The 22,378-nt window shown below is 50.2% G+C and carries 20 protein-coding genes; 4 read left to right on the top strand and 16 right to left on the bottom strand.

All coding sequences use genetic code 11. The annotated features are described in order from the left end of the window. Nucleotides 1-28: 28 nt before the first annotated feature. From PKX57_RS02715 to PKX57_RS02640, 16 genes are all read right to left on the bottom strand, one after another. Nucleotides 29-1,336 (bottom strand): MFS transporter, encoded by a 1,308-nt coding sequence (locus tag PKX57_RS02715; protein ID WP_472415958.1) that lies wholly within the window; start codon nucleotides 1,334-1,336, stop codon nucleotides 29-31. Between the two features lie 16 nt (nucleotides 1,337-1,352). Further along, nucleotides 1,353-2,261, bottom strand: coding sequence for a GTPase Era (era, locus tag PKX57_RS02710; RefSeq protein ID WP_213919944.1), 909 nt, complete (start codon nucleotides 2,259-2,261; stop codon nucleotides 1,353-1,355). After that, a complete protein-coding gene (gene glyS, locus PKX57_RS02705; RefSeq protein ID WP_472415956.1) occupies nucleotides 2,258-4,294 on the bottom strand; it encodes a glycine--tRNA ligase subunit beta in 2,037 nt (678 codons plus the stop codon). Before glyS ends, era begins: the two co-directional genes overlap by 4 nt. Next, complete coding sequence (locus PKX57_RS02700; RefSeq protein ID WP_213919942.1) at nucleotides 4,287-5,141, bottom strand: glycine--tRNA ligase subunit alpha; 855 nt, start codon at nucleotides 5,139-5,141, stop codon at nucleotides 4,287-4,289. The genes glyS and PKX57_RS02700 overlap by 8 nt, the downstream gene beginning before the upstream one ends. A 14-nt stretch (nucleotides 5,142-5,155) precedes the next feature. Then, on the bottom strand, nucleotides 5,156-6,820 hold the full coding sequence (locus tag PKX57_RS02695) for a DAK2 domain-containing protein (protein WP_472415954.1): 1,665 nt from the start codon (nucleotides 6,818-6,820) through the stop codon (nucleotides 5,156-5,158). Between the two features lie 15 nt (nucleotides 6,821-6,835). After that, the gene (locus PKX57_RS02690) at nucleotides 6,836-7,183 is read right to left on the bottom strand and encodes an Asp23/Gls24 family envelope stress response protein (RefSeq protein ID WP_169698076.1); all 348 of its coding nucleotides are present in this window, start codon (nucleotides 7,181-7,183) and stop codon (nucleotides 6,836-6,838) included. After that, nucleotides 7,158-9,038: a 1-deoxy-D-xylulose-5-phosphate synthase gene (dxs, locus tag PKX57_RS02685; RefSeq protein ID WP_169698075.1), complete on the bottom strand. Its 1,881-nt coding sequence runs from the start codon at nucleotides 9,036-9,038 to the stop codon at nucleotides 7,158-7,160. Before dxs ends, PKX57_RS02690 begins: the two co-directional genes overlap by 26 nt. After that, on the bottom strand, nucleotides 9,035-9,862 hold the full coding sequence (locus PKX57_RS02680) for a bifunctional 5,10-methylenetetrahydrofolate dehydrogenase/5,10-methenyltetrahydrofolate cyclohydrolase (protein WP_169698074.1): 828 nt from the start codon (nucleotides 9,860-9,862) through the stop codon (nucleotides 9,035-9,037). The genes dxs and PKX57_RS02680 overlap by 4 nt, the downstream gene beginning before the upstream one ends. A 10-nt stretch (nucleotides 9,863-9,872) precedes the next feature. Next, on the bottom strand, nucleotides 9,873-11,543 hold the full coding sequence (locus PKX57_RS02675) for a formate--tetrahydrofolate ligase (protein WP_472411632.1): 1,671 nt from the start codon (nucleotides 11,541-11,543) through the stop codon (nucleotides 9,873-9,875). Between the two features lie 13 nt (nucleotides 11,544-11,556). Next, nucleotides 11,557-12,000, bottom strand: a complete 444-nt coding sequence (gene nusB, locus PKX57_RS02670; protein ID WP_213919936.1) for a transcription antitermination factor NusB — start codon at nucleotides 11,998-12,000, stop codon at nucleotides 11,557-11,559. A 7-nt stretch (nucleotides 12,001-12,007) separates the two neighbouring features. Further along, a complete protein-coding gene (locus tag PKX57_RS02665) occupies nucleotides 12,008-12,481 on the bottom strand; it encodes an Asp23/Gls24 family envelope stress response protein (RefSeq protein WP_213919935.1) in 474 nt (157 codons plus the stop codon). A gap of 20 nt (nucleotides 12,482-12,501) precedes the next feature. Further along, nucleotides 12,502-13,059 (bottom strand): elongation factor P, encoded by a 558-nt coding sequence (efp, locus tag PKX57_RS02660; protein WP_213919934.1) that lies wholly within the window; start codon nucleotides 13,057-13,059, stop codon nucleotides 12,502-12,504. A gap of 21 nt (nucleotides 13,060-13,080) precedes the next feature. Next, the gene (locus tag PKX57_RS02655; protein ID WP_213919933.1) at nucleotides 13,081-14,160 is read right to left on the bottom strand and encodes a M24 family metallopeptidase; all 1,080 of its coding nucleotides are present in this window, start codon (nucleotides 14,158-14,160) and stop codon (nucleotides 13,081-13,083) included. A gap of 17 nt (nucleotides 14,161-14,177) precedes the next feature. After that, complete coding sequence (gene mutS, locus PKX57_RS02650; RefSeq protein WP_472415952.1) at nucleotides 14,178-16,646, bottom strand: DNA mismatch repair protein MutS; 2,469 nt, start codon at nucleotides 16,644-16,646, stop codon at nucleotides 14,178-14,180. Nucleotides 16,647-16,707: 61 nt separating this feature from the next. Continuing rightward, nucleotides 16,708-17,325: an ATP-dependent Clp endopeptidase proteolytic subunit ClpP gene (gene clpP / locus PKX57_RS02645; RefSeq protein ID WP_169698070.1), complete on the bottom strand. Its 618-nt coding sequence runs from the start codon at nucleotides 17,323-17,325 to the stop codon at nucleotides 16,708-16,710. Nucleotides 17,326-17,333: 8 nt separating this feature from the next. After that, nucleotides 17,334-17,573, bottom strand: coding sequence for a DUF370 domain-containing protein (locus tag PKX57_RS02640; protein ID WP_169698069.1), 240 nt, complete (start codon nucleotides 17,571-17,573; stop codon nucleotides 17,334-17,336). A 66-nt stretch (nucleotides 17,574-17,639) separates the two neighbouring features. On the opposite strand from PKX57_RS02640, the gene obgE reads away from it, so the two are divergent. The 4 genes from obgE (at nucleotide 17,640) to PKX57_RS02620 (ending at nucleotide 22,146) form a co-directional block, all read left to right on the top strand. Continuing rightward, nucleotides 17,640-18,959 carry a GTPase ObgE gene (gene obgE, locus PKX57_RS02635; RefSeq protein WP_214050106.1) on the top strand — a complete coding sequence of 440 codons (1,320 nt, stop codon included), beginning with the start codon at nucleotides 17,640-17,642 and terminating at the stop codon, nucleotides 18,957-18,959. Next, nucleotides 18,943-19,515: a nicotinate (nicotinamide) nucleotide adenylyltransferase gene (nadD, locus tag PKX57_RS02630; RefSeq protein ID WP_470745828.1), complete on the top strand. Its 573-nt coding sequence runs from the start codon at nucleotides 18,943-18,945 to the stop codon at nucleotides 19,513-19,515. Before obgE ends, nadD begins: the two co-directional genes overlap by 17 nt. Beyond that, nucleotides 19,508-20,446: a tRNA-dihydrouridine synthase gene (locus tag PKX57_RS02625; protein WP_214050107.1), complete on the top strand. Its 939-nt coding sequence runs from the start codon at nucleotides 19,508-19,510 to the stop codon at nucleotides 20,444-20,446. Before nadD ends, PKX57_RS02625 begins: the two co-directional genes overlap by 8 nt. 95 nt (nucleotides 20,447-20,541) lie before the next feature. Beyond that, the gene (locus PKX57_RS02620; RefSeq protein ID WP_214050108.1) at nucleotides 20,542-22,146 is read left to right on the top strand and encodes a peptidylprolyl isomerase; all 1,605 of its coding nucleotides are present in this window, start codon (nucleotides 20,542-20,544) and stop codon (nucleotides 22,144-22,146) included. The last annotated feature ends 232 nt before the right edge of the window (nucleotides 22,147-22,378 follow it).

Here is a 22,378-nt window from a genome sequence, read left to right as displayed (position 1 = left end):
TTCGGTATAAAAATTTTTCAGATAGCTTTCATTTACAACTTTCCATTGTTTTCGCCACTTCCTGCATCCTAGTATGTAGCCTGGCGATGTCTCGCGGGAAGGTCAACGCGGCGACGAGAAGAACGAGCCCGCAGGGCAACCAGAAGAGCGCCGAAGCGTTCATGGCTACGCCCAGAGAGCCGACGGCGGTGGCGAGAGTGCCAGCGAAGAACTGACCGAACCCCGTGCCCAGAGAATCGGTGAGGTTGAAAACCGAGAAGATCCTGCCCCTGCTTTCCGGCTCGTTAACGTTCATAAGCATGGTTTTCATGTTTGGACCGGTCATCGAGGCCGTCGCGGCTGCCACCATCCCGAGAAGTCCCAGCATGAGAAAACCGCCCGTACCTTCAACCGGCGGAAAGTTTAAGGCACCCAGGGCAACAAACGTTCCGGCGATCGTCATACCGCCGCTGAAAAGCGGCATGTAGGAAGGTTTCCTTTTGTACAGCAGACCGCCGATCAGGCCGCCCAGAAAAATCCCGAGAACGTTCCCCACGCCGAAAAACATGAAGATAAGCGTGGCCGATTCTTTTGAGAGGTTTTTGTAAGTCTCGAAGTAGTTGACCAGGTAGTAAGGGATAGCACCCCAGGGAATGGTGCCCAGTATTCCCTGTATGAAGAGTACCAGATTCGTCCTGACTCTGAAGAGGTTGAGGTAATCGGAGAGCTTCACCTTCCCGGCGTAGCTGTAGCCTTTATCTACAAGCTCTCCAACGGCAACCTCGGCGGCGCCCCTCCTGGGTTCCTCGGCCAGGAAGTAGAAGGCCAGGGCCAGAAAGATGTTTGGAAGAGAGACGATTATGAATGGAATACGCCACCCCAGCGTCGAGCCGGTGAACCCGGCGATAACCATTCCCACGATCGCCCCCAGAGAAATGGCTGTGGAGAGAAAGGCGTTGACCTTTGGCCTGTGCGACTCTTTGAAGGTGTCTCCCGCGAAGGAGAAAACGACCGGAAAGAGTGCCCCCACACCGATTCCCGTCAAAGCTCTGGTTATGAACAACTGTGGAAAGCTCTGAACGAAAGCCGAAAGAAAACAGGGTATCTCTCCGACCAGCACGCTCAGCAACAATAAAAGCTTCCTGTTGTACTTATCGGCCAGAAAGCCCCAGACCAGCGAGACCAGGGCTCCCACGATCGTGAATGATCCCTGAATCAGGCCGATGTCGGCCTTGGTTATACCGAACTCGGCCTCTATCTCTCCGATGTTCGGAGACATTACCATCTGATCCGCGTTGAGAAAAACCATCATGAAGAGCATGAGAAAAAGTACGATCCTGGCCCGACTCTTTTTCATACTAACCCCCCCGGTTTCAGCTGAGTTCGTCTTTCAGATTGGTGAACTCCTGTATCATTGAATCCTTATCTCTCCACTTTTCTCTGACTTTCACAAAGAGGTCGAGAAAGACCTTCTGATCGAAGATGTACTCCATGTCCCTTCGGGCGTCGCTACCGATGAGTTTTATCATAGAACCGCCTTTGCCGAGTATTATCGGCTTCTGGCTATTCCTCTCCACCACGATATCGGCCCTGATCCTCAGCAAATCGCCCTCATCTTTGAACTCGTGAACAGAGACGCCGACCGAATGCGGGATTTCCTGGCGGGTATGCTGGAGGACTTTTTCCCTGACGATTTCCGAGGCCATGAACCTTGAGGAACGATCGGTAATGTAATCTTCGGGGAAAAGCATCTTTCCAGCGGGAAGGAATTTGAAGATCGCTTCTATCAGTGAATCGACGCCGGTGCCCTTTTCGGCAGAGATGTAAAAACGTTCCAGAACATTCTCGAAAAGACGGGAGGCGTTTTCCGAGAAGTTCTCCAGGAGTTTTCTGTCACCGTACGCGTCTATTTTGTTGATCACGAGAAAGACCGGGACGTGGCTTCCGTTGACGTGAGTGGCGACCAGTCTGTCCGATTCCCTGAGCCCGTCGGTGGGATCGACCATGACCAGTAGAAGATCGACGCCCAGCAGAGAGGAGGTCGCGACTTTCAATATATACTGGCCGAGTTTGTGTAGAGGCTTGTGTATTCCGGGAGTGTCGTAGAAGACTATCTGACCTTGATCGGTCGTGTAGATACCGCCGATACGGTTTCTGGTCGTCTGCGGCTTGTCGGAAACTATGGCTATCTTTTCGCCGATTATGCGGTTGATAAGAGATGACTTGCCCACGTTGGGTTTACCAACGAGGGCAACTATCCCGGATTTGAAGATTTCGCTCATTTTCTCTCTTCTTCCAGAAGCAGGGAGAGATCCCCCACTTTCAGAAAGAGCCCATCGAGCGATTTGAGGAAGCCCAGCCTGTTCAACCTTATATCTTCCTGGTTATCCATCACGAAGACATCGTCGAAGTACCTGTCGATCGACGACTTCAATCCCGTAAGAAGCTGGAGCGCCTTTTCGAAGTCGTCTTTCTCAAGGGCCGAACTGACGCTCTCGAAGCATTCGAGATACTCGTTTAAGAGGTCCCTTTCGGCCTGCTCAACGAACTTCGAGCCTTCGAACGCGTCGCAATCGTGGTTCTTGCTTATATTGTGAACCCTCTGGTAAGCGATCAGAAGATCCGTGAATTCGGCTTTTTCAACGTATTCGGTTATAGCCTTCGCGGCTCTCTCGCCAAGATAAGGGAACCTCCACCAGTCGCTGACGGCCCTGGTCACGTTGATCGAGAAGCCCTGCTCGAGAAGGTAGGCTTCATACCGGGAACGACAGAATGAGGCGACAGACTGCAAAGTATCGAACGCCTGACCGCCGAGGATGCCGGTGCTCTCCTTCAGGAGCTCTTTAAGATCGATCTTCCATCCCAGGTAATTCATCGTCCGGAAAATGAAGGCCATCTTTCGTCTCAACGCGTAGGGATCCTTCGAGGCCGATGGAATGTTGCCGATCGTGAAGTTTCCGACGACCGTATCTATTCTGTCGGCGACGCCCGCGACGGCGCCGCTGAGAGTCGAGGGTACTTTTTGGTCATGGTAATGTTCTTCGATCCCGAGAGCTACCTCTTCACTCTCGCCGGATTTTTCGGCGTATATCCTTCCCATGACCCCCTGGACTTCCGGAAATTCCTGAACCACCCGTGTGACCTGATCGGCCTTGCCCAGAAGAGCAGTTCTTTCGATACTTTCCAGTTCCCCACTCTTTGCCTTGAGCAGCTTTCCAATTTTGATTGCCAGAGCCGCCGTTCTCTTAGATTTGTCCATGAACGAACCGAGGCCTTTCTGGAAGAGTATTTCTTCCAGACCCGGCACGTAACTTTCCAGAGGTTTCTCGAGATCCTTCTCGTAATAGAAGAAGGCGTCTTCGAGCCTTGCATTTATAACATCTTCATAACCGAGCCGGATATTCCCCAGAGAGTCTCCCGGGCCGTCCTGGAAGGCAACGAAGTTATCGGTCAACACTCCTTCTCTGTAAACTGGAAAGGTCCTCTGGTGATGTTTTATCGTGACGATTATCACCTCTGGCGGGAGCGCCAGGTACTTCTCCATGAAACGTCCGACAACGGCCGTGGGATACTCTGTGAGGGAGACCACTTCTTCGAGCAACTCCCCGTCGACAGGAATGTTTCCCTGGAGGAGTTCTCCGGTTTTCTCTATCTCCGAAAGAACACGCCTCTCCCGTTCGGAACCGTCAGCGATCACAAGCGCCTCTCTAAGTTTTTCAAAGTAATTCTCAGGTGAGACGCGTATTTCGTCGAAGTAGAATCTGTGGCCCTTAGTCGTATCGGAGGCCTTCTTTCCGAAGAGATCCATCTCGAGCACGGTGTTGTCTATCATGGATACGACCCATTTCACGGGCCTGACGAATCTGTAAGTGCCATCGCCCCAGCGCATCGGCTTTTTGAACTCCAGCGACAGCACGGCCTGCCTGAATATACCGGGCAGAATCTCCAGCGACGACTTACCCGGTATCTTCCTTTCTATGTAAACGTATCCGTCTTTGACGGTGATATCTTCACTTCCTGCGTCGTTGTTCTTGAGAAAGCCCAGTAAGGCCCTGGAAGGCTCTCCGTCTTTGTAAGCAATCTTCTCCGACGGCCCCTTCTTCTCTTCTAGGTAATCGGGTTGCTTCGGAGAGAGACCATCGATGTATAGTCCAAACCTTCTACTGGCCGTGAAGATTCTTAGTCCGTCGTAACCCAATCTGCTGGCCTGGAGACTCTTCTCGATTTTCTCTCTGAGCTGGTTCCTTATCGCCAGGACTTCGCTTGAGGGAAGTTCTTCGACTCCGATTTCCAGCAACGCTTTCTTCTTATGCATCGCTTTCACCCTCCCTGTCAACGTAAGCCTGTGCCACCGATCGGGCCATTTCCCTTATAGACTTGATGTAACTCTGCCTCTGAGAGACGCTTATGGCGTTTCTCGCATCTAGAAGGTTGAAAGCGTGGGAACATTTGATCATATAGTCGTAAGAGGGCCTGATAAGCCCATTCTTCATACAGAGGTCGAACTCGTCGCGGTACATCCTGTAGAACTCGAAGAGTTTTGCGGTATCGGCCACATCGAAGTTGTAGGCGGAAAACTCTTTCTCGTTCTCCAGAAAGACATCGCCGTATTTGAACTCTCCGTTCCAATCTATATCGAATATGTTCTCTTTCTTTTGCAGATACATGGTGATCCTTTCGAGCCCGTAAGTTATTTCCAGGGAGACCAGATCTACGTCGATACCCCCGACCTGCTGGAAGTAGGTGAACTGGGTAACTTCCATTCCATCGAGCCAGACCTCCCAGCCGACTCCCCAGGCACCCAGTGTGGGGGACTCCCAGTTGTCTTCCACGAAACGTATATCGTGCTCGACAGGGTTTATCCCAAGCGCTTCCAGCGATCCGAGGTACAGCTCTTGCGAATTCTCGGGATTCGGCTTGATTATCACCTGGTACTGGAAGTAGCGCTGAACTCTCATGGGGTTTTCACCGTAACGGCCATCGGTCGGTCGTCTGCTTGGCTGAATGAAGGCCACTTTCCACGGCTTCTTGCCCAGAGATCTCAAAAAGGTGGAGGGATGAAAGGTCCCTGCACCCATCTCAACGTCGTAAGGCTGGTCTATGATGCATCCCATGGATGACCAGTAGTTGTTGAGGTTAGCTATTACGTTCTGTAGGTACATCTTCTCCTCCTGAATTATTCAATGGAAATCAGGTAATAGTAATACGGTTGTCCGCCACTGTGGATCTCGAATTCGAGATCGGAAAAATTTGAAGATAATGTCTCGGCCAACTTTGCTGCCGTTTCTTCGGAAACGTCGGACCCGTAGAACACCGTCACGACTTCTCTGTTGCTTTCCTTTCCAATAACCGCTTTTATCGAGTCCTGTACGAGCTTGTCCAGCTTTTTGCCGGAGCCAAGAAGCCCATCCTTTCCGATGGCGATGTACTCGCCTTTCTTTATTTTTTTGCCTTTCATACTCGAGTCACGAACGGCGTAGGTTATGGAAATAGGTGTAACCGCGTCGGCCGCCTGCGTCATCTCCTCTATCAGTTCCTTAGTATCGGAATCATCGTTGTACACCGTCATGGCCGAGATACCTTCTTGCACCGTTCGGGTCGGAATGATATACACTTCCTTTTTGGGATTCTCGTCATGAACAGCGTTGGCCGCCTCTTTGGCCGTGAGTATAATATTGGGGTTGTTGGGCAGGACAATGACCTTGTCCGGTTCCATGTGACTTATCGCTTCGTACAGATCTTTGAGGCTGGGATTCATGGTCTGGCCGCCTCTTACCGTATAATCTACTCCCAAACTCTTTAAAACATCGGCCAGGCCTTCCCCAGGGGAGATGACAACTATTCCGTGTTTCTTACCCTTTCCGAAGAGTTCCGATGTCTTTGTCTGGATATCTACAATGTGTTCATGTTGAACCTTCATGTTGTCTATCTTCACCTTTTGGAGAAAACCTACGTGCAGGAACTTTTCGATAATGTCTCCAGGATGATCGGTGTGCACGTGGACCTTTATGAACTCGTCCTGATTGACCATGACGATCGAATCTCCCATCTCTTCAAGGAAGGCCTTCAACCCATCGTAGGTTTCTTCGGGATTCTCGCTGTCGTGAAGGTTGACGATCAGTTCGGTGCAATAGGTGTATTTCAATTCCTCTCTTACTATTTCCACTATTCGCTCTGTCGAAGAGCCTATCGCCTGAGGCATCTGTTGTATCAGGTTATCAACTTCGAGCTCTCCCTTTATCGCCAGCTGAAAACCCTCGAAGATGTAGGCAAGACCCTTGGCACCGGAATCGACCACGCCGGCCTCTTTGAGTTTAGACAGGAGACTGGGTGTCTTTTCAACCGTGTCGAAGGCCGTCTTCACCATTTCGTCGAAGTACTCTTCGAAATCCTCCAGCTCCGTATAATGCTCATTGGCGGTTTCGGCCACGACTTTCATGACGGTCAACATGGTCCCTTCTACAGGTTTCATGACGGACCTGTAGGCAATTTCCTTCGCCTTTATAAGACCTTCGGTGAAGGCCTTCGTACTGACGAATTTTCTGTTTCCTATCCCTTCTGCAAAACCTCTGAATATTTGAGATAGAATGACACCGGAGTTACCCCTGGCACCCATCAACATTCCGGTCTTGACGGACTCGAGGACGCTGACCAGATCGTCCTTCTTCAACCTGTCCAGATACTCACATGCCTCTATCATGGCCGCGGACATGTTCGAACCCGTATCGCCGTCAGGAACGGGAAAGACGTTCAAAGCGTTTATTTCATCCTTGTTGGCCAGAAGACGTTCAGCGGCTTTCCGGAAGGCGGCGACAAAGAACTTGCCGTTGATACGTTTCATCGCTAAAGCCTCCTGTCAATCCTGTAAGCCAACAACATGTATATTCACTTTGATATTCGTGGCTTCCGTGAGTTCCTTAAGTTTATGGAAGACGTTCTCCTGTATGTTTTCCACAACAGTAGGAATCCTCACACCGTATTCGAGGATCAGATCCACGTCGATTTCCAGAGTGCCATCGATCTCTTCGGTTACTTTAATTCCCTTTCTTGTATCTTCGGCAGTTCCAAACAATTTGGCCAGAAAGCCAGTCTGTGGTGCTCCTACGTTAACCGGTCCATAAGATTCGGAAACTACTTTCTTTACTATTGAGCAGATTGCCTGAAGAGAAATATCGATTTTACCGAATTCCGTAGTCACTTGCATTTTTTTCACCTCTCAGTTTAGAGATAGTTTTCTCTATTCCCCTGGCGTCGAGTCCCAGTTCAGATAGAATCTCGTCCCGGGTTCCATGGGGCGAGAAACAATCGTCGATAGCCACAATATCAATTTTACCTGTGTAACCGCGTTCGATGGCTTCAAGAGCTATACTGGAGCCAAAACCACCCCTTTTGATTCCCTCTTCGACGCAGACGATCGTATCGTACTTGCCGAATATATATTCTAGCGTGCTTTCGTCTAGCGGTTTTATCGAGCGACAGTTGTAAAGCGAGTAGCCGTATTTCAAAGCGACCTCATAACTACGCGACACCATTGAGCCGGTAGCCAGTATCGTACCTCCTTCGCCGTGCATTATCTCTTCCCATTTCCAGAGATCTATCTCTTTCATGGATGATAGAACTTCCTCTAGAGAGATGATCTCGGCCTCTCTAGGATATCTTATGGCGGTGGGATGTTCCATACCCTTCTTCAGAAGAAGGGTGTACAGCATATTCGAGAGTTCCTGGACGCTCGAAGGAGAGAGAACTCTCATGTTAGGGAGCATGGAAAGAAAAGCAATATCGAAAATACCGTTATGGGTCGGACCATCCTGACCAACTATTCCGGCCCTATCGATCGCGAAAAGCACCGGCAGATCCTGAAGGGCCACATCGTGAGCAAGCTGGTCAAAGGCCCTCTGTAGAAAGGTAGAATAAACCGCGAAGACGGGTTTGCTGTGCGAGATTGCCATTCCGGCCGCGAAGGTCGTACATAGTTGCTCCGTTATACCAAGATCGTAAAAACGCGCGGGAAACTTTTCCATGAAGCCGGACAATCCCGTTCCGTCGGGCATAGCAGCAGTAATGGCGACGATCGAAGGATCGAGAGAAGCCAGCTCTGTAAGGGTTCTTCCAAAAACATCGCTGTACGATACCTCCGCCGAGTCGAAGAGCTTTTCGCCGCTTTCGGGATCTATCTTTCCAACGCTGTGAAAACGTGTTGGATTCTTCTCTGCATACTCGAGTCCCTTTCCTTTTTTCGTAACTACATGCACGAAGAAGGGTTCATCAATCTCCTTTATCGCGTTGAAAAGCGTTTCCATCTCCTGAATATCATGTCCTCCTACCGGTCCGATATAGTTCAAGCCCATATCTTCGAAAACGTTTCCGCCGAGAATGGTGGCCTTGAGACCGCTCTTTATCTTTGAAAGAAATTGCTCCAGGCCGCCGAGCCTCATCGTTTCAAGCGTATTTTTCAGATCTCCCTTGATCTCTCTGTAGAAGGGGTTGAGTCTCATCTCGGCCATCGCCGATGAAAGACTGCCTACATTCTTTCCTATACTCATACCGTTGTCGTTCATTATTACTTTTATTTTAGAACCGAGATCCTTCATCTGATTCAATGCTTCCAGAGCCATTCCAGAAGTAATGGCGCCGTCACCGGCCACTACGATAATATTTCTGGAGATTCTGAAGAGCTCGTCTGACTTCTCCATACCGAGTGCCGCGGGGAGTGCCGTTCCCACGTGACCGGCGCCAAAACGATCGTAAGGACTTTCCGATACTTTTAAAAAGCCGCTCAAACCGCCCTTTTTTCTGAGAGATCTGAAGGAACCGTACCGCCCGGTTAGTATCTTGTGGGTATAAGCCTGGTGGCCCGTATCCCAGATTATTATGTCTCTATCTGGATCGAAGACCCTGTAAAGGGCCAGGGTGAGCTCCACTGTCCCGAGATTCGAGGCGAGATGGCCGGTGTTTGTTGCCACAACCGATGTTATTGTCTCTCTTATCTCTTCGGCTAGCATGGCCAGCTGCGGATATGTATAATCCTTCAATCTCCTGAAAAGAGGGCTTTCATTCATCGGGCAATTCTCCCCATACGTTCAAGCGATTTCAAATAATGTTTGAAGAGCAAAGCCGTAGTTACACTTCCCACACCACCCGGCACAGGGGTTATAGCGGCCGCGATCTGGCTTACTTCGTCGTAATCGACGTCGCCAACCAGTTTTCCATCGAGGAAGTTGATTCCGACATCTATAACTATGGAACCGGGCCTTACCATTTCCCTCTTGAGGAACTTCGCTATTCCAACGGCGCTCACGACTATATCGGAGTTGAACGTTTTCTCGGCAATATCCCTGCTTCTGGAGTGACAGACCGTCACTGTCGCGTCGACACCTTTCTTAAGTAAAAGCAGAGCGAGGGGTTTACCAACCGTGTTCGAGCGTCCCACTATCGTGACATCGCGCCCTTTAGGATTGATATCATACTGAAAAAGCATCTCCATGACCGCTTCAGCGGTCGGAGGAGCGAAAAACTCTTCATCGTTGACAATTCCCCCGAGATTAGAGACAGTACGCCCTTCGAGATCCTTCGAAGGATCGAGTGCGGCAAGCACGGATTTTTCGTCGGCGTTTTTGAGCGGATGCATTATCATCACACCGGCAATGGAGGGATCGGAATTCATCCTGTGTACCTGAGCGATGGGATCCTCTCCGGTGTTTTCAATCACTACATTGATTCCAAGTTTTTCACCCTGTTTCACTATGGATTTCATGTAGGTCTTGTTCGAACTATCGGGCTCATCACAGAGGAGAACCAGTGAAGGCAGCGAAACCATGCCTTCGATCTTTTCTCTTATTTCGGAGTATGTCTTCTCTGCGACGCTCTTTCCGTCAAGTATCATGGAAACCACCTCAAAATAGTCCGCTTATCTTGCCATTTTTATCAACATCTATTTGCTGGGCGCAGAATTCCTCTCCAAGGCCCGGCATCAACATTATGTTTCCCGAAACGGCTACTATGAAACCTGCTCCAGCAGAGAGATTCAAGTTTCTAACGTTGAAAGTATAACCGGATGGAGCTCCCAGCTTCTTCTCGTCGTCGGTTATGGAATACTGTGTCTTGGCAACGATAACCGGTAATCTGTCAAGTCCCTGCTTCTTGAACAGCTTGAGCTTGGCCTGAGCTTCAGGTAAAAACTCAACCTTTCCGGCCCTGTATATCTCTTTGGCCAGTTTCTTTATCTTTTCTTCAACGGGCATATCGAGATCTATGATCGGCCTGTAATTGTTGCTGCCATTCTCAACGAGCTGAACTAGCTTTTCTGCCATTTCAATTCCACCATCTCCACCCTTCTCCCACACTCTGGAAACTTCGTAAGAAATGGTGTTAGCGCTGCACAGAGAATCAAAAAGCTCCCTTTCCTTTTCCGTATCGCTGGGGAATTCATTCAATGCTACCAGAACGGGTATTCCGTACTTTCTCAGGTTTTCGTGGTGGACTTTAAGGTTTTCGAAGCCAGCCCTCAACGCTTCGAGATTCTCCTGGTTAACTTCTTTTTTCGATGCTCCGCCGTTGATTTTCAAGGCGCGAATAGAGGCTACGAGAACGACCGATGACGGTTTAAATCCCGCAACGGGCGAGACAAAATCAAGGAATTTCTCCGCTCCAAGATCGGCGCCGAAGCCAGCCTCTGTTATAACATAATCGGAGAGTTTCAAAGCCATCTTGGTGGCGATTATTGTATTTGTCCCATGGGCTATGTTGGCGAAAGGACCGCCATGAACGAAGGCCGGAGTCCCCTCGATGGTCTGGACAAGGTTGGGATCGAGCACATCTTTCAACAGGGCGGCCATGGCACCGTGGACTTTGAGATCCTTCGCAGTGATGAAGCCGCCATCCTTCGATCTCGCCACGACTATTCTAGACAGTCGCTCCTTGAGGTCATCGATATCTTTGGAAAGACAGATTATCGCCATTACTTCGGAAGCCGGCGTTATGACGAAAGACTCCTCTCTTGGATAGCCGTTGCTCTTCCCGCCGAGACCGACGATGATTTCTCTTAGGGCGCGGTCGTTCATGTCCATCGTTCTCGGCCAGAAAACCATTGCGGGATCGATACCGAGCTTGTTGTCGAACTTTATATGCGCGTCGATTGCAGCTGAAAGCAGATTGTGAGCCTGAGAAACAGCATGGAAATCGCCAGTGAAGTGCAGGTTTATCTCTTCCATCGGAAGGACCTGAGAATAACCTCCTCCTGCGGCACCGCCTTTTATACCCATCACAGGGCCGACAGAGGGTTCTCTCAGAGTAACAAATGTCTTTTTCCCTATCTTGTTGAGTGCCATTGCCAGTCCTATCGAGGTAGTCGTTTTTCCCTCACCCGCGCTGGTAGGACTTATTGCTGTAACTAGTACGAGCTTTCCGTCGGGTTTTTCTTGCAGCTCTTCAAGATAGTGGTGGGATATTTTGGCTATGTTTCTTCCGTACTGCCTTATGTATTTTTCAGGTATCGACAACGAGGAAGCTACTTCGCTGATTTCTTTGAGTTCCGCTTTTTGAGCTATTTCTAGATCGGTTAACATACTGACCCTCCCATTATAAGTCTTTTTTTGCGACAGGTGCACATTCCCTGGCAATCCTATCAAGAACTCCGTTGACGAACTTTCCTCCCTGTTCCGAACCGTACTTCTTTGCAATATCTATCGCTTCGTTCAGCGTCACTTCAATCGGCACCGCGTTTTCATAGATGATTTCATAAGTGCCGAGCCTCAATACGTTTCTGTCGGTCGAGGCGAGCCTGTCGAAGGTCCAGTTCATCAGATGTTTTCTTATTATCCCGTCGATCTCCTCCCTTCTTCGAAGTATATTTTCGAAATACTTTCGGGTTATGAGCTTCATCTCCATGTCCATGGCAAAAAAGCTCAGTTCCCTCTCAAGATAGGCAGAAGAAGTCTCTGCATCTTCAGTAAAGTCGAACTGGTATATGGCGCTGAAGACAATTTCGCGCATCTTCCGCCGGCTTTTGTTTGGACCCGTCATTGTGGAGTTATACCTCTTTCTCTTTCTTTTCCTCTTCCTTCTCTATCTCTTCTTCGGCAACAGGGCTTTCAACGGCCTGGCTCTCTTGCTGAGGAAGGGCCGCCTCGTGCTCGGGCTCGTCCTCTTCGATAACGGCAGGCTTCTGGGGCTCTTCATAGACATCCTCGATACTTATCGAGACATCCTCCACTTTCAGACCACTGAAACTCTCTACGTCGTTCTTAAGCTTCTCCTGCATCTTTCTGGCATAAGAAGGAATAGAGACCCCATATTTGATCTTCGTATTCACGGTGATCTTAACGGTTTTCGTTCCGTCCACTTTTTCGTCAAGATCGATATCGACGGTTGATTTGGCTTCCTTCCTGGCTTTGTTTTCTCTGGGATCGAACTTCAAGAATTCAATGTAGGAGTGAATCGCTATATCCCGGATCACGGCTTCAGAGATCTCGATCCTTCCAAGATCCGTCTCTTCGAAATCCATTCTTCTCCCTCCTTTCCTTATCAGGCTCTTTCGATGTATTCGCCGGTTCTAGTATCGACTCTGATCATTTCGCCGTTCTCAACGAAGAACGGTACTGTCACTTTCAAACCGGTCTCCAGAACTGCCGGTTTACCGCTTCCGGAAACTGTGTCGCCCTTGTAGGCCGGTGCCGTCTCCGTGACCTGGAGTACTAAGGTGTTGGGTAGGATCACTCCGATCGGCCTTTCCTCGTGGAATTGAAGATCTACCTCTTCATTTCCCTTCAAATATTCGAGGCCGTCTCCCATTTCGTCGGGACCGATCGTGTACTGCTCGAACGTTTCAAGATCCATGAAATGGAAAAAATCCTCTTCGGAATAAAGGTACTGGACGTGCCTTATCGAAAGCGAAGCCTCCTCGACCTTTTCACTGGCCTGAAAGGTGAACTGCCTGACCAGCGCGGTCTTGAGGTTCTTCATTCGTGTCCTTATTATTCCATCTCCCCGTCCCATGGAGTGTTTATTCGCCTCCAGAACGATGTAAATCTCTCCATCGATAAGCAGAGGCATTCCCTTTCTTAACTTGCCAACTTCTATCATGTAGAAGCCACCTCCGGATCGTTACAGTATCTTGAGTTCTCTATCGAGGTTCGTAAGCACCTCGGTTTTATCTTCTCCGAAATAGAGGTCGTCCTCGATTCTGACCCCGAACTTTTCCGGCAAATATATACCCGGCTCGATGGTGATCACGGCCCCTGCGGGAATGGGATTCTTGTTCGAAGGGCTCGCGCCACCGGATCCGTCGTGGGTATCCATTCCCAGACTGTGACCCAGACCGTGCCCGAAGTACTCGCCGTACCCGGCCTGCCTTATTATCGAAGCGGCCACTTCGTGCAGGTCGCTGCCGATAATTCCGGCGCGTGCCGCTTCTTTTGCCGCCTTCTGGGCCTCATAGACGACTTCGTAAACTTTTATCATCTCCTCGCTGGGACTTCCCAGCGAAAAGGTTCTGGTGATATCCGAGTTATAACCGTCAACTCTCGCGCCGTAATCTATGAGCACGAACTCGCCTTCGCGGAGTTTTTTGTCTGAAGGCTTACCGTGTACCACCGCGCTTCTCGGACCGCTGCCGACTATAGTGTCGAAGGCTAGATAACCGCCACGTGTCCTTATCTCGTGCTCGAGAATGGCCGCTATGTCCTCTTCGCTCTTTCCCGGTCTTATATAGTTGAGAGTTTCCAGGAGAGCCTCTTCGGCCACTACCACGGCACTTTTTATTTTCTCGATCTCCTGCGGCGTCTTAACCATACGCATTTCCTTCAAAATCACGTCGGCTGGAAAAAGCTCAACGCCGAGATTCTCGAAGACTCTCTTGTAGAGACCGTGACTGATCGTGTCCTCTTCGAAGCCGACCTTTCCGGCACCATCGTTCTTGAGTATGTTTGAAATCAAGTCTTTGAGTTCATCGCCGCTCTTGTAGGGTATCAATTTGAAACCGGTCTCGATCGAAGCCTGGGTGTAATATCTGGAGTCGGTGATGATATACTCACCTACCGGGGAGACGACAAGTACAGAAAAAGAACCGGAAAAATCCGAAAGGTACCAGGAACTCGACTTGTTACTCGATTCGTAGTTGTAAAGGACAAAACCTTCAAGTCCCATTTCGGCCAGTTTGCTTCTGAATTGTTCAATTCTCGACATGCTCAACCTCCATTGATCTATGTGTCAAACAACGTTATCTGGTTGCGGTTCATCTTGCCCTTCTTTGCTCTGCGTATTTCGACAAGATCGTCTGTCGTCAGCACTCGAACGGCCTTATCGAGCGCCGACTGTTTGGAGATAACCCTGAGTATCTCTTCGGCCCTCTCCAGAACCACGCCGGGAATACCCGCCAGTTTCGCGACATCTATACCGTGCGACTTGCTTGCAACACCTTCAATCACTCTGTGTAGAAAGACTATACCCTTTTCGGTCTCCATAATTTTAACTGTTTTATTTCTTATTCCTGAGTACATTTGAGAGAGTTCCGTCAATTCGGTGAAATGAGTCGCGAAAACCGTGTTGCACCCGATGGCTTCATATATGTATTCCGAGACCGACCAGGCGATCGAAATGCCGTCGAAAGTGCTCGTTCCCCTTCCCACTTCGTCCAGTATTACCAGACTGCCCTCGGTGGCTCTTGAAAGGATAGTGGCCGTTTCCATCATCTCCACAAGGAAGGTAGATTTTCCGCCGGCCAGCTCGTCCCTGGCACCGATCCTTGTGAAGATCCGGTCGTAAACAGGCAAAACCGCCCTCGAGGCCGGAACGAAAGAACCGATCTGGGCCATTATAGAGATGAGGGCTATCTGCCTTATGTATGTGGACTTCCCGCTCATATTGGGACCGGTGAGTATGAAGAAACGCCCTTCCTCGCCGAAGGCTATATCGTTTGGTGTGAACTCGCCCACGAACCTCTCCACTATCGGGTGTCTGGAGGCTTCGATTCTGGTGGTACCGTCCGATGCAAACTCGGGTCTGATGTACCCGTACTTTCTGGCTATCGAGGCGAAAGATTGAAGGACATCCAGCTCCGCTAACACTGTTGAAAGCTCCTGCAGATCCTTCACCGAGTTTCCCGTCTCGCGACAGAGATCTTCGAACAGCGATCTTTCCAGCGAATCTATTCTCTCGCCGGCGCTGAGAACCCTTTCTTCAAAAGACTTCAGTTCGGGGGTTATATACCTCTCGCAGTTCACGAGGGTCTGCTTCCTGGTGTAGCTTTCCGGAGCCTTCGAAGCCTGGGCCTTGGGCAGCTCTATGAAGTAACCGAATACCTTGTTGTACTTGACCTTGAGAGTGCTTATTCCAGTCGCTTCCTTCTCTCTCCGTTCCAGCTCCTTCAGCTTCTCGACGGAATTCTCCATGAGATCCCGCAGCTCGTCGAGTTCCCGGCTGAAACCTTCCCTTATCACCTTGCCATCGCCGACGAACGCGGACGGTTCGTCCTGCAACGCCCTTTCCAGTAACTCGAGTTCTTTCGAGAAGAGAATTATCCCCTCTCCCGTTTCACGTAGAGAAGGGTTGCTCATGAGAAGCTGCTTTACGAGGGGAAGGATTCTGAGGGAGTTTCTCAAAGACTGGAGATCCCTGGGAGAGGCCCGGTCGCTGGCCAGACGGGAAACTATTCTCTCCAGATCGAAGATACAGCCGAGATACTCCCTGAGCTCTTCCAGAAGGAGCGGATCCTCCGAAAGGCTTTGAACGGTATCGAGCCTCCGCTCTATTTTATGAACATCGGTACGGGGTGTCAAAAGCCACTGCTTCAGCTTCCTCTTTCCCATACCGGTCATGTTTTCGTCCATTATCGCTATGAGCGAACCCTTTCCCTGGCTAGCCAGAAGGTTGAGATTTTCTATCGTGGAGGCGTCCAGCTGCATGGTTTCGGATTTTTTGACAACTCTGGGCAGCGATAGATGTTTCATCGGTTTGAGGTTGGTGATCTGAAGGTACTTGAAGAGTGCTCCGAGAGCCTCCAGCTGTGATGAATCGAGCTCCAGGTGATCTATGGAGGCCAGAGAATAGAATTCTTTTACATACCTGAGACTGGAGGAGAGCGCGAAGTTCCAGTCTTCGAAGATCTCTATGAAGGCACTGGAAACCGTCATGATATCCTTTTTCAAGGTTTTCAGACTCTCCTTGAGAAGTATCTGGGCCGGTTCGAAACCGGATATTATATCCAGGAGTTCCGGAAGGCTTTCGCAGGTAGTAGCGACCACTTCCCCGGTAGAAATATCGCTCAGGATAACCGCAAACGTGCCCTTCTTTTCGGACACGGTCAACATATAATTGTTGGACTGGCTGGCGAGAAGCTCGTCTTCCATGAGGGTTCCAGGAGTCATGACGCGGGTTACCTCTCTCCTCACCAATCCCTTAGCCTGCGCCGGGTCTTCGGTCTGTTCGCAGATGGCGACTTTATGGCCGGCGGAGATCAACTTCTTCACGTAACCGTCGATCGCGTGGTAGGGGACGCCGGCCATGGGATTGCCGTTTCGCGAAGTGAGCACTATCTGAAGCTCATCGGCGACCAGTCTGGCATCGTCGAAGAACGTCTCGTAGAAGTCTCCAAGACGAAAGAGGACTATGCAATCTTTGTAATTGTTTTTGACCTCGAGATACTGCTGCATCATCGGTGTTATCTCAGACACACTACCAACCCCAGATACGTCAAAAGCCGGCGCTTTGCGCCGGCCATAAGAGAAAAATCAGTCACTCTTTGGCTTTCTCTCTATTCTTGGGTTCTATCACCTTGTCTATCATTCCATAATCGACCGCCTCTGTCGCGCTCATGAAGTAATCGCGGTCGGCGTCTTTCTCTATCTTCTTTATCGACTGACCCGTGTGGAAGGCTAGGATTTTGTTGAGTTCGTCCCTCAGGTAAAGGATCTCCTTGGTTCTGATCTCTATATCCTTCGCGACCCCTTCGGCGCCTCCGAAAGGCTGGTGGATCATTATTCTCGAACTGGGCAGTGCATATCTCTTTCCCTTCGTGCCGCCGGTGAGGAGGATCGCTCCCATCGAAGCGGCCATGCCTATACAAATCGTCGAGACATCGGGCTTTATGTACTGCATGGTGTCGTAGATCGCCAGGCCGGCGGTGATCGATCCACCAGGGCTGTTTATATAAAGATTGATGTCTTTATCCGGATCCTGCGACTCAAGGAAAAGAAGCTGGGCTACGACGATATTGGAGATCTCGTCGTCTATCTGCCAGCCAAGAAAGACGATCCTTTCCGCTAGAAGTTTGGTGAAAATATCGAATATCCTCTCTCCCCTTCCTCTATCTTCAACTACGTAGGGTACGAAAGGCGCCATACTTATGTCCATAATTCCTCCTAGTTCTTGAAAAGTTTTTCTATGATTCTTCTTGGCGGAAGGAACGAGAAGATGATGTGACCACTATCGGTTATGAGAAGCGCCTTGGTTCTCTTACCAAACGTCAGGTTGACGATCTTTCCAGTCTCCATACCGAGCTGCTTCAATCTTCTCACAGCCGAGCTTGCAACTGGAAGAACGGCCAGTACCCTATCTTTCACGACAAAAGATTCGAAACCAATATTGACAATGTGGTCCACTTCGACTTTCCTCCTTCCTTCAACGATGTTATTATAACATAATAGAAGACCCAAGGAGGTGCTGGGATGCTCGCGAACGATCAGGAAAGCCTCGTAGATACGGGGCGAATTTACGTCAAGGCCGGCGACGGCGGCAACGGTGCCGTCTCCTTCAGAAGAGAGAAATACATACCCTACGGCGGACCGGACGGCGGCGACGGCGGGAGCGGAGGACACGTCTTCTTGAGAGCAAGTAACAGCAGGAACACGCTTTACGAGTTCAAACACAAAAGGAAATTCATGGCGCAGGACGGAGAAAATGGCGGGGGGTCAAACATGGCCGGCAGGAAGGGCAGGGACCTCGTTATTCTAGTGCCTGTGGGAACCATCGCTTACGACGCCGAAACCGGCGAGACGCTGGCCGATCTGAACAGACCCGGCGAAACGGTCGTTCTCACCAGGGGCGGAAAAGGGGGCAGGGGGAACGCACGTTTCACCTCTTCCACCAACCAGGCTCCCAAAGCCTCCGAGAACGGCGAGCCCGGCGAGGAGCTGTATGTGCGGCTCGAATTGAAGATTCTAGCCGACGTTGCACTCATCGGTTTTCCCAACGTGGGCAAATCGACCCTGATATCGGTCGTGTCAAACGCAAGACCAAAGATAGCCAACTACCACTTCACAACGCTCTCTCCCAATCTGGGAGTCGTAATGGCGACGGAGTTTCTGGGATACATCGTGGCCGACGTGCCCGGTCTGATCAAAGGCGCGCACCAGGGAGTAGGTCTCGGACACAGTTTTCTGAGGCACATAGAGAGATGCAAGATACTCGTCCATCTGCTGGATATTGCGCAGACCGAGGAGAGGGATTTCGTGCAGGATTACTTCGACATCCGTTATGAACTGGAGTTTTACAGAGCGGAGCTCCTGGAAAAGCCGGAGATAGTGGTCGGCAATAAAAGCGATCTTCTCACCCCCGACATGTTGAACGAGCGGGTGAGACTCTTCAAAGAAAAGACCGGCAAGGAGATCCTGCCTATCTCGGCCGCCACTTCGAAGGGAGTCGATGATCTCAAAAGACTCGTATGGAACGTTATCGGCGATAGCGAGTCCTTCCTGAACAGGCTGAAAGTCGAGGAAGATCTCCCCTTGCCGGTAGTGGAAGCTATCGTGTACACGGCTCCCGAACCGGAGAACTTCAAAGTCGAGAAGGATTCCAGAGGCCGGTTCGTAGTTTTCGGACCGGCAGTGGATTTCTACTTCAGGAAAATCAAGGCGCAGAAGTTCAGGGATAGATTCATAATGGACAAGCTCGAAAAGGGCGGACTCACGAATAAATTAAAAAATGCCGGTATCGAAGAGGGCGATACCGTCGTGATAGATGATAGAGAATATGTCTTCAGAGAATAGGATTGGAGTGTTCGGCGGGTCGTTCAACCCGGTCCACAACGGTCACATCATCATTGCGATCAGGGCTCTGGAAGAGCTGGAACTGGACAGGTTGTACATCGTCCCCGCCTATCTGCCTCCACACAAGAGAGAGATAAACCTTGCACCGTACGAACTCAGAAAAAAATGGCTGGAAAAAGGCTTCGAAGGGATCGGAAAGATAGTGATCTCAGATTACGAAAAAGAGAGGGGAGGTATCTCCTATTCGCTCTTCACGATGAGGTACTTCTCGCAGAAACACTCTTGCAGACCTTACCTGATCGCCGGTGAGGACAGTTATCGCGCCCTGGAAAGCTGGTACGAGTACAGAATGCTTCTGAAAGAGTCCCGGCTGGCGGTATATCCACGTTCGTGCAACGAAAAGCCGTTGCAGCTTGTGGAAGGAGCGGTGTTGCTTAAGGCGCCGATGATAGAGCTTTCATCTACCGAGATAAGGAAGAGGGTAAGATCGAAGAGATCTTTGCTGGGAATGGTTCCCGGATCGATAATCGAAGAGGTCGAAAAGACTTATGTATAAAGAAATAGGGCTGTCCCCCATGGCCGGCTACACTGACGGCGTAATGCGGGAGCTGGTCATGGAGTGGGGCGCCGATTTCGCCTTCAGCGAGATGCTCAGCGTGGAGGGCGTGCTGAGATCTACAGAAAAGACCGAAGAAGTGATCCCCTCCGGCCCCTGCCGGATACAGCTCTTCGGTTCCGATCCGGGCAGAATGGCGAAGGCCGCTCTGAAGTTGAAGGACGTGGCCACGTGGTTCGATATCAACGCCGGCTGCCCGGTTAGAAAGGTAACCAGGCGTGGTGCGGGGAGTGCCCTTCTGAAAGATCCCGGCAAGATAGGAGAGATGATAAAAGCCCTGAAGGAAGTATCGTGCGTACCCGTATCTGTAAAGATCCGGCTCGGCTGGGAGAGCGTCGAGAGCGAGAGAATCATCCCGCCCATCGCGGAAGCAAGACCCGACGCGGTTTTTATTCACGGAAGAACCGTTTCGCAGGGGTATTCCGGTTCGGCCAACTGGAAAGAGATAGATAGGATCGCCGGAACGCTCCGTCGGGAAGGAATCCTTTCCTACGGTTCGGGCGACCTGTTTTCACCCCAGGCCATTGCGGAGGCTCTCAACAATCACTCGATAGACGGCGTTGTAGTTGCCAGAGGTGCGATAGGCAATCCCTGGATTTTCAAACAGGCCAGAGATTTGATGGAGCTCGGTGCTTACGAGGAGTTCGGTTTGAGCGAGAGACTGGAACATTTTCTGAACCACATTGAAAGGCTGGCCGACGTAGTCGGTGAGGATCAGGCCGTTAGAGACCTGCGCAAGTCCTTCGCCGGTTACACCAGAAACATCAGGTACGCCTCGAATATGAGAAAAGAATACATGAAATGCGACTCTCTCAAGGAGGTCCGGGAGCTTTTCAGAGTCTTTGTATCGGATTTTCAGGTATTCAAATGATCCGTTGTTTTTTTCGTTTCCCGAACCTGTTTTGACAATTCCCGTATATCAAAGTGCTATCATTGTTGTATCTACTTTATTAGGAGGCACAGGTCATGAAAAAAGCTTTTCTACTGGTGCTACTGGTGTTTTTCTCCATCACTCTTCAGGCTGTTGAATATGCAGTAAAAGTTACCAGAAATGGCGAGGCTCTTCCCGAGGAGTTCTGGATATCTTCAGAAGAACTAGTTCAGGCTTTCTATTCGAACGTTTCAGACGCTGCCGGCCAGGGAATTGTGTTCGACCCGTACTTCACTAATATGAACATTCCAAGCGAGCACAACATGAAGCTGATAATCATCTCCTATTTAGTTGACGAAAAGCTTGTCGACTATTACGTACTGGAGAACGGGCTCCTCCCATCAGAGGACGAAGTGGCCAGCGAGACGGCAGCCATGCTTTCGATGTACACTTCAGACTTATACACAGTCGGGCAGATAGAAGCGGCATACGGTTCAATAGACGTCTTTGCCGAAGAAATCAAAGAATATGTCACCTATTCGCTAAAGATTAATCGCTTTCTCGATAAAGCAATTCCGACTGATGAGGAATCGCTTCTGACTTACTTTACGGAAAACATCGAGACCATTCGGAACCTGTACGAGACGGTGAAGGCAAGGCACATATTGGTCAGCGAAGAGGCCACGGCGCTTTCTCTAAAAAACAAAATAAAGAACGGAGAGACAACCTTCGCCGATGCGGCCGCTCAGTATTCGGAAGATTCCAGTTCGGCCCTGAACGGCGGAGAGCTGGATTATCTTAGTAGAGGCGACACCGTCGCCGAGTTCGAGGAAGCCATCTTCACGGCACCAGTGGGCGAGCTCTACGGCCCCGTGAAGACCATGTCGGGATATCACCTGATAGTGGTCGAAGAAAGGATAGAGATCGATTCGCTTTCCGACCTACAAGCCAGCGAGGATACATACAGCGATTTTGTCGAGAGGTACCGTGACGATGTCTATGTTGAGTGGATCGAAGCCTACATAGATGCCAACAAATTCGATTTCGAGATACTCGACAGCGAACTTCTCTTCTATAAAAGCTTCATAGACGCATCCGCCGACAGGGAAAGTTCGCTTGAAATGATCGCCAGTCTGGCCACCAGGCTTTTCGGTGATGGGGCGGTCGAAAGCCCTGCGCCGGTCGAGTACGCCGTCTTCATTGAGCTTTCCCAGATGCTCGGCCTGACGAACGATCCGCGCTATGAAATGGCGATAGCCAGGCTGTACGAAACGGGCGAGAAAAAGGGCCAGATACTTCAGATGATGTACGGACTGAAAGGCGACGACCCCGTTGTGGCCGGCGATTACTACAATGAAATTCTTCAGGACCTTGAACGCACGTTCAGCGATTCGGCATATTTTTACGCCAAGCAGAGTAGTTACGGCATGGACTTTGTGGATTATGTGCTGGGCACTATCGAAGAGATAGAGACGGCCCTGGGAGTTTTCCTGGAAAGAGAACTCTCGGTTGATACCAGAGTGTATCTCCTGAGCATATTGTTAAGAAACAACTCGCTCGCCCTGGATATAAACGACGACGAGGCGTGGGTCGATAAAAGACTGAACCTGAGGCTGGAATACCTCGAATCGCTCATGGAGATCGATCCTTCGGAGGAAGTCGAAGAAGACATCGAAAAGATACGCAAAATGCTCGAGTGAATCGAAGCTGAGGAGTATTTTTAACGAACACGCCGGAGAGGGATTCTCCGGCGTGTTTTCAATTTATAAGAGCTACGTTTATTGTTATCTCAGTAGTTCTGAGCCAATCTTTCCAGCTTTCGAGACTCCTAGAAACGTATTTCGTTCAATATGCCCGCGTACCATCTGGCCCACAGCTCCGGTTCGTCGATGTCGGGTATGCTGAGGAATACGAAGAACTTCCCGGGTCCGA

This window comes from Mesotoga sp. (genome assembly GCF_035363035.1).
Lineage (GTDB): Bacteria > Thermotogota > Thermotogae > Petrotogales > Kosmotogaceae > Mesotoga.
The sequence above is the reverse complement of the archived record's forward strand: the minus strand, read 5'-3'. Positions and strand labels throughout refer to the sequence as shown.

Bases quoted from the DNA above. Each gene is read 5' to 3' on its own strand.
- PKX57_RS02680 (WP_169698074.1), bottom strand. From the start codon at position 9,862: ATGATACTTGACGGAAAGAGCGTCGCAGAGAAGACATACTCCGAAATA.
- dxs (WP_169698075.1), bottom strand. From the start codon at position 9,038: ATGAATGAAAGCCCTCTTTTCAGGAGATTGAAGGATTATACATATCCG.
- clpP (WP_169698070.1), bottom strand. From the start codon at position 17,325: ATGGACATAAGTATGGCGCCTTTCGTACCCTACGTAGTTGAAGATAGA.
- PKX57_RS02700 (WP_213919942.1), bottom strand. From the start codon at position 5,141: ATGTACCTACAGAACGTAATAGCTAACCTCAACAACTACTGGTCATCC.
- PKX57_RS02665 (WP_213919935.1), bottom strand. From the start codon at position 12,481: ATGGATTTCGAAGAGACGGATCTTGGAAGGATCGAGATCTCTGAAGCC.
- PKX57_RS02675 (WP_472411632.1), bottom strand. From the start codon at position 11,543: ATGTTAACCGATCTAGAAATAGCTCAAAAAGCGGAACTCAAAGAAATC.
- PKX57_RS02655 (WP_213919933.1), bottom strand. From the start codon at position 14,160: ATGTCGAGAATTGAACAATTCAGAAGCAAACTGGCCGAAATGGGACTT.
- PKX57_RS02715 (WP_472415958.1), bottom strand. From the start codon at position 1,336: ATGAAAAAGAGTCGGGCCAGGATCGTACTTTTTCTCATGCTCTTCATG.
- efp (WP_213919934.1), bottom strand. From the start codon at position 13,059: ATGATAGAAGTTGGCAAGTTAAGAAAGGGAATGCCTCTGCTTATCGAT.
- PKX57_RS02625 (WP_214050107.1), top strand. From the start codon at position 19,508: ATGTATAAAGAAATAGGGCTGTCCCCCATGGCCGGCTACACTGACGGC.
- nadD (WP_470745828.1), top strand. From the start codon at position 18,943: ATGTCTTCAGAGAATAGGATTGGAGTGTTCGGCGGGTCGTTCAACCCG.
- obgE (WP_214050106.1), top strand. From the start codon at position 17,640: ATGCTCGCGAACGATCAGGAAAGCCTCGTAGATACGGGGCGAATTTAC.
- era (WP_213919944.1), bottom strand. From the start codon at position 2,261: ATGAGCGAAATCTTCAAATCCGGGATAGTTGCCCTCGTTGGTAAACCC.
- PKX57_RS02690 (WP_169698076.1), bottom strand. From the start codon at position 7,183: ATGCAAGTGACTACGGAATTCGGTAAAATCGATATTTCTCTTCAGGCA.
- glyS (WP_472415956.1), bottom strand. From the start codon at position 4,294: ATGCATAAGAAGAAAGCGTTGCTGGAAATCGGAGTCGAAGAACTTCCC.
- nusB (WP_213919936.1), bottom strand. From the start codon at position 12,000: ATGACGGGTCCAAACAAAAGCCGGCGGAAGATGCGCGAAATTGTCTTC.
- PKX57_RS02620 (WP_214050108.1), top strand. From the start codon at position 20,542: ATGAAAAAAGCTTTTCTACTGGTGCTACTGGTGTTTTTCTCCATCACT.
- PKX57_RS02695 (WP_472415954.1), bottom strand. From the start codon at position 6,820: ATGAAACGTATCAACGGCAAGTTCTTTGTCGCCGCCTTCCGGAAAGCC.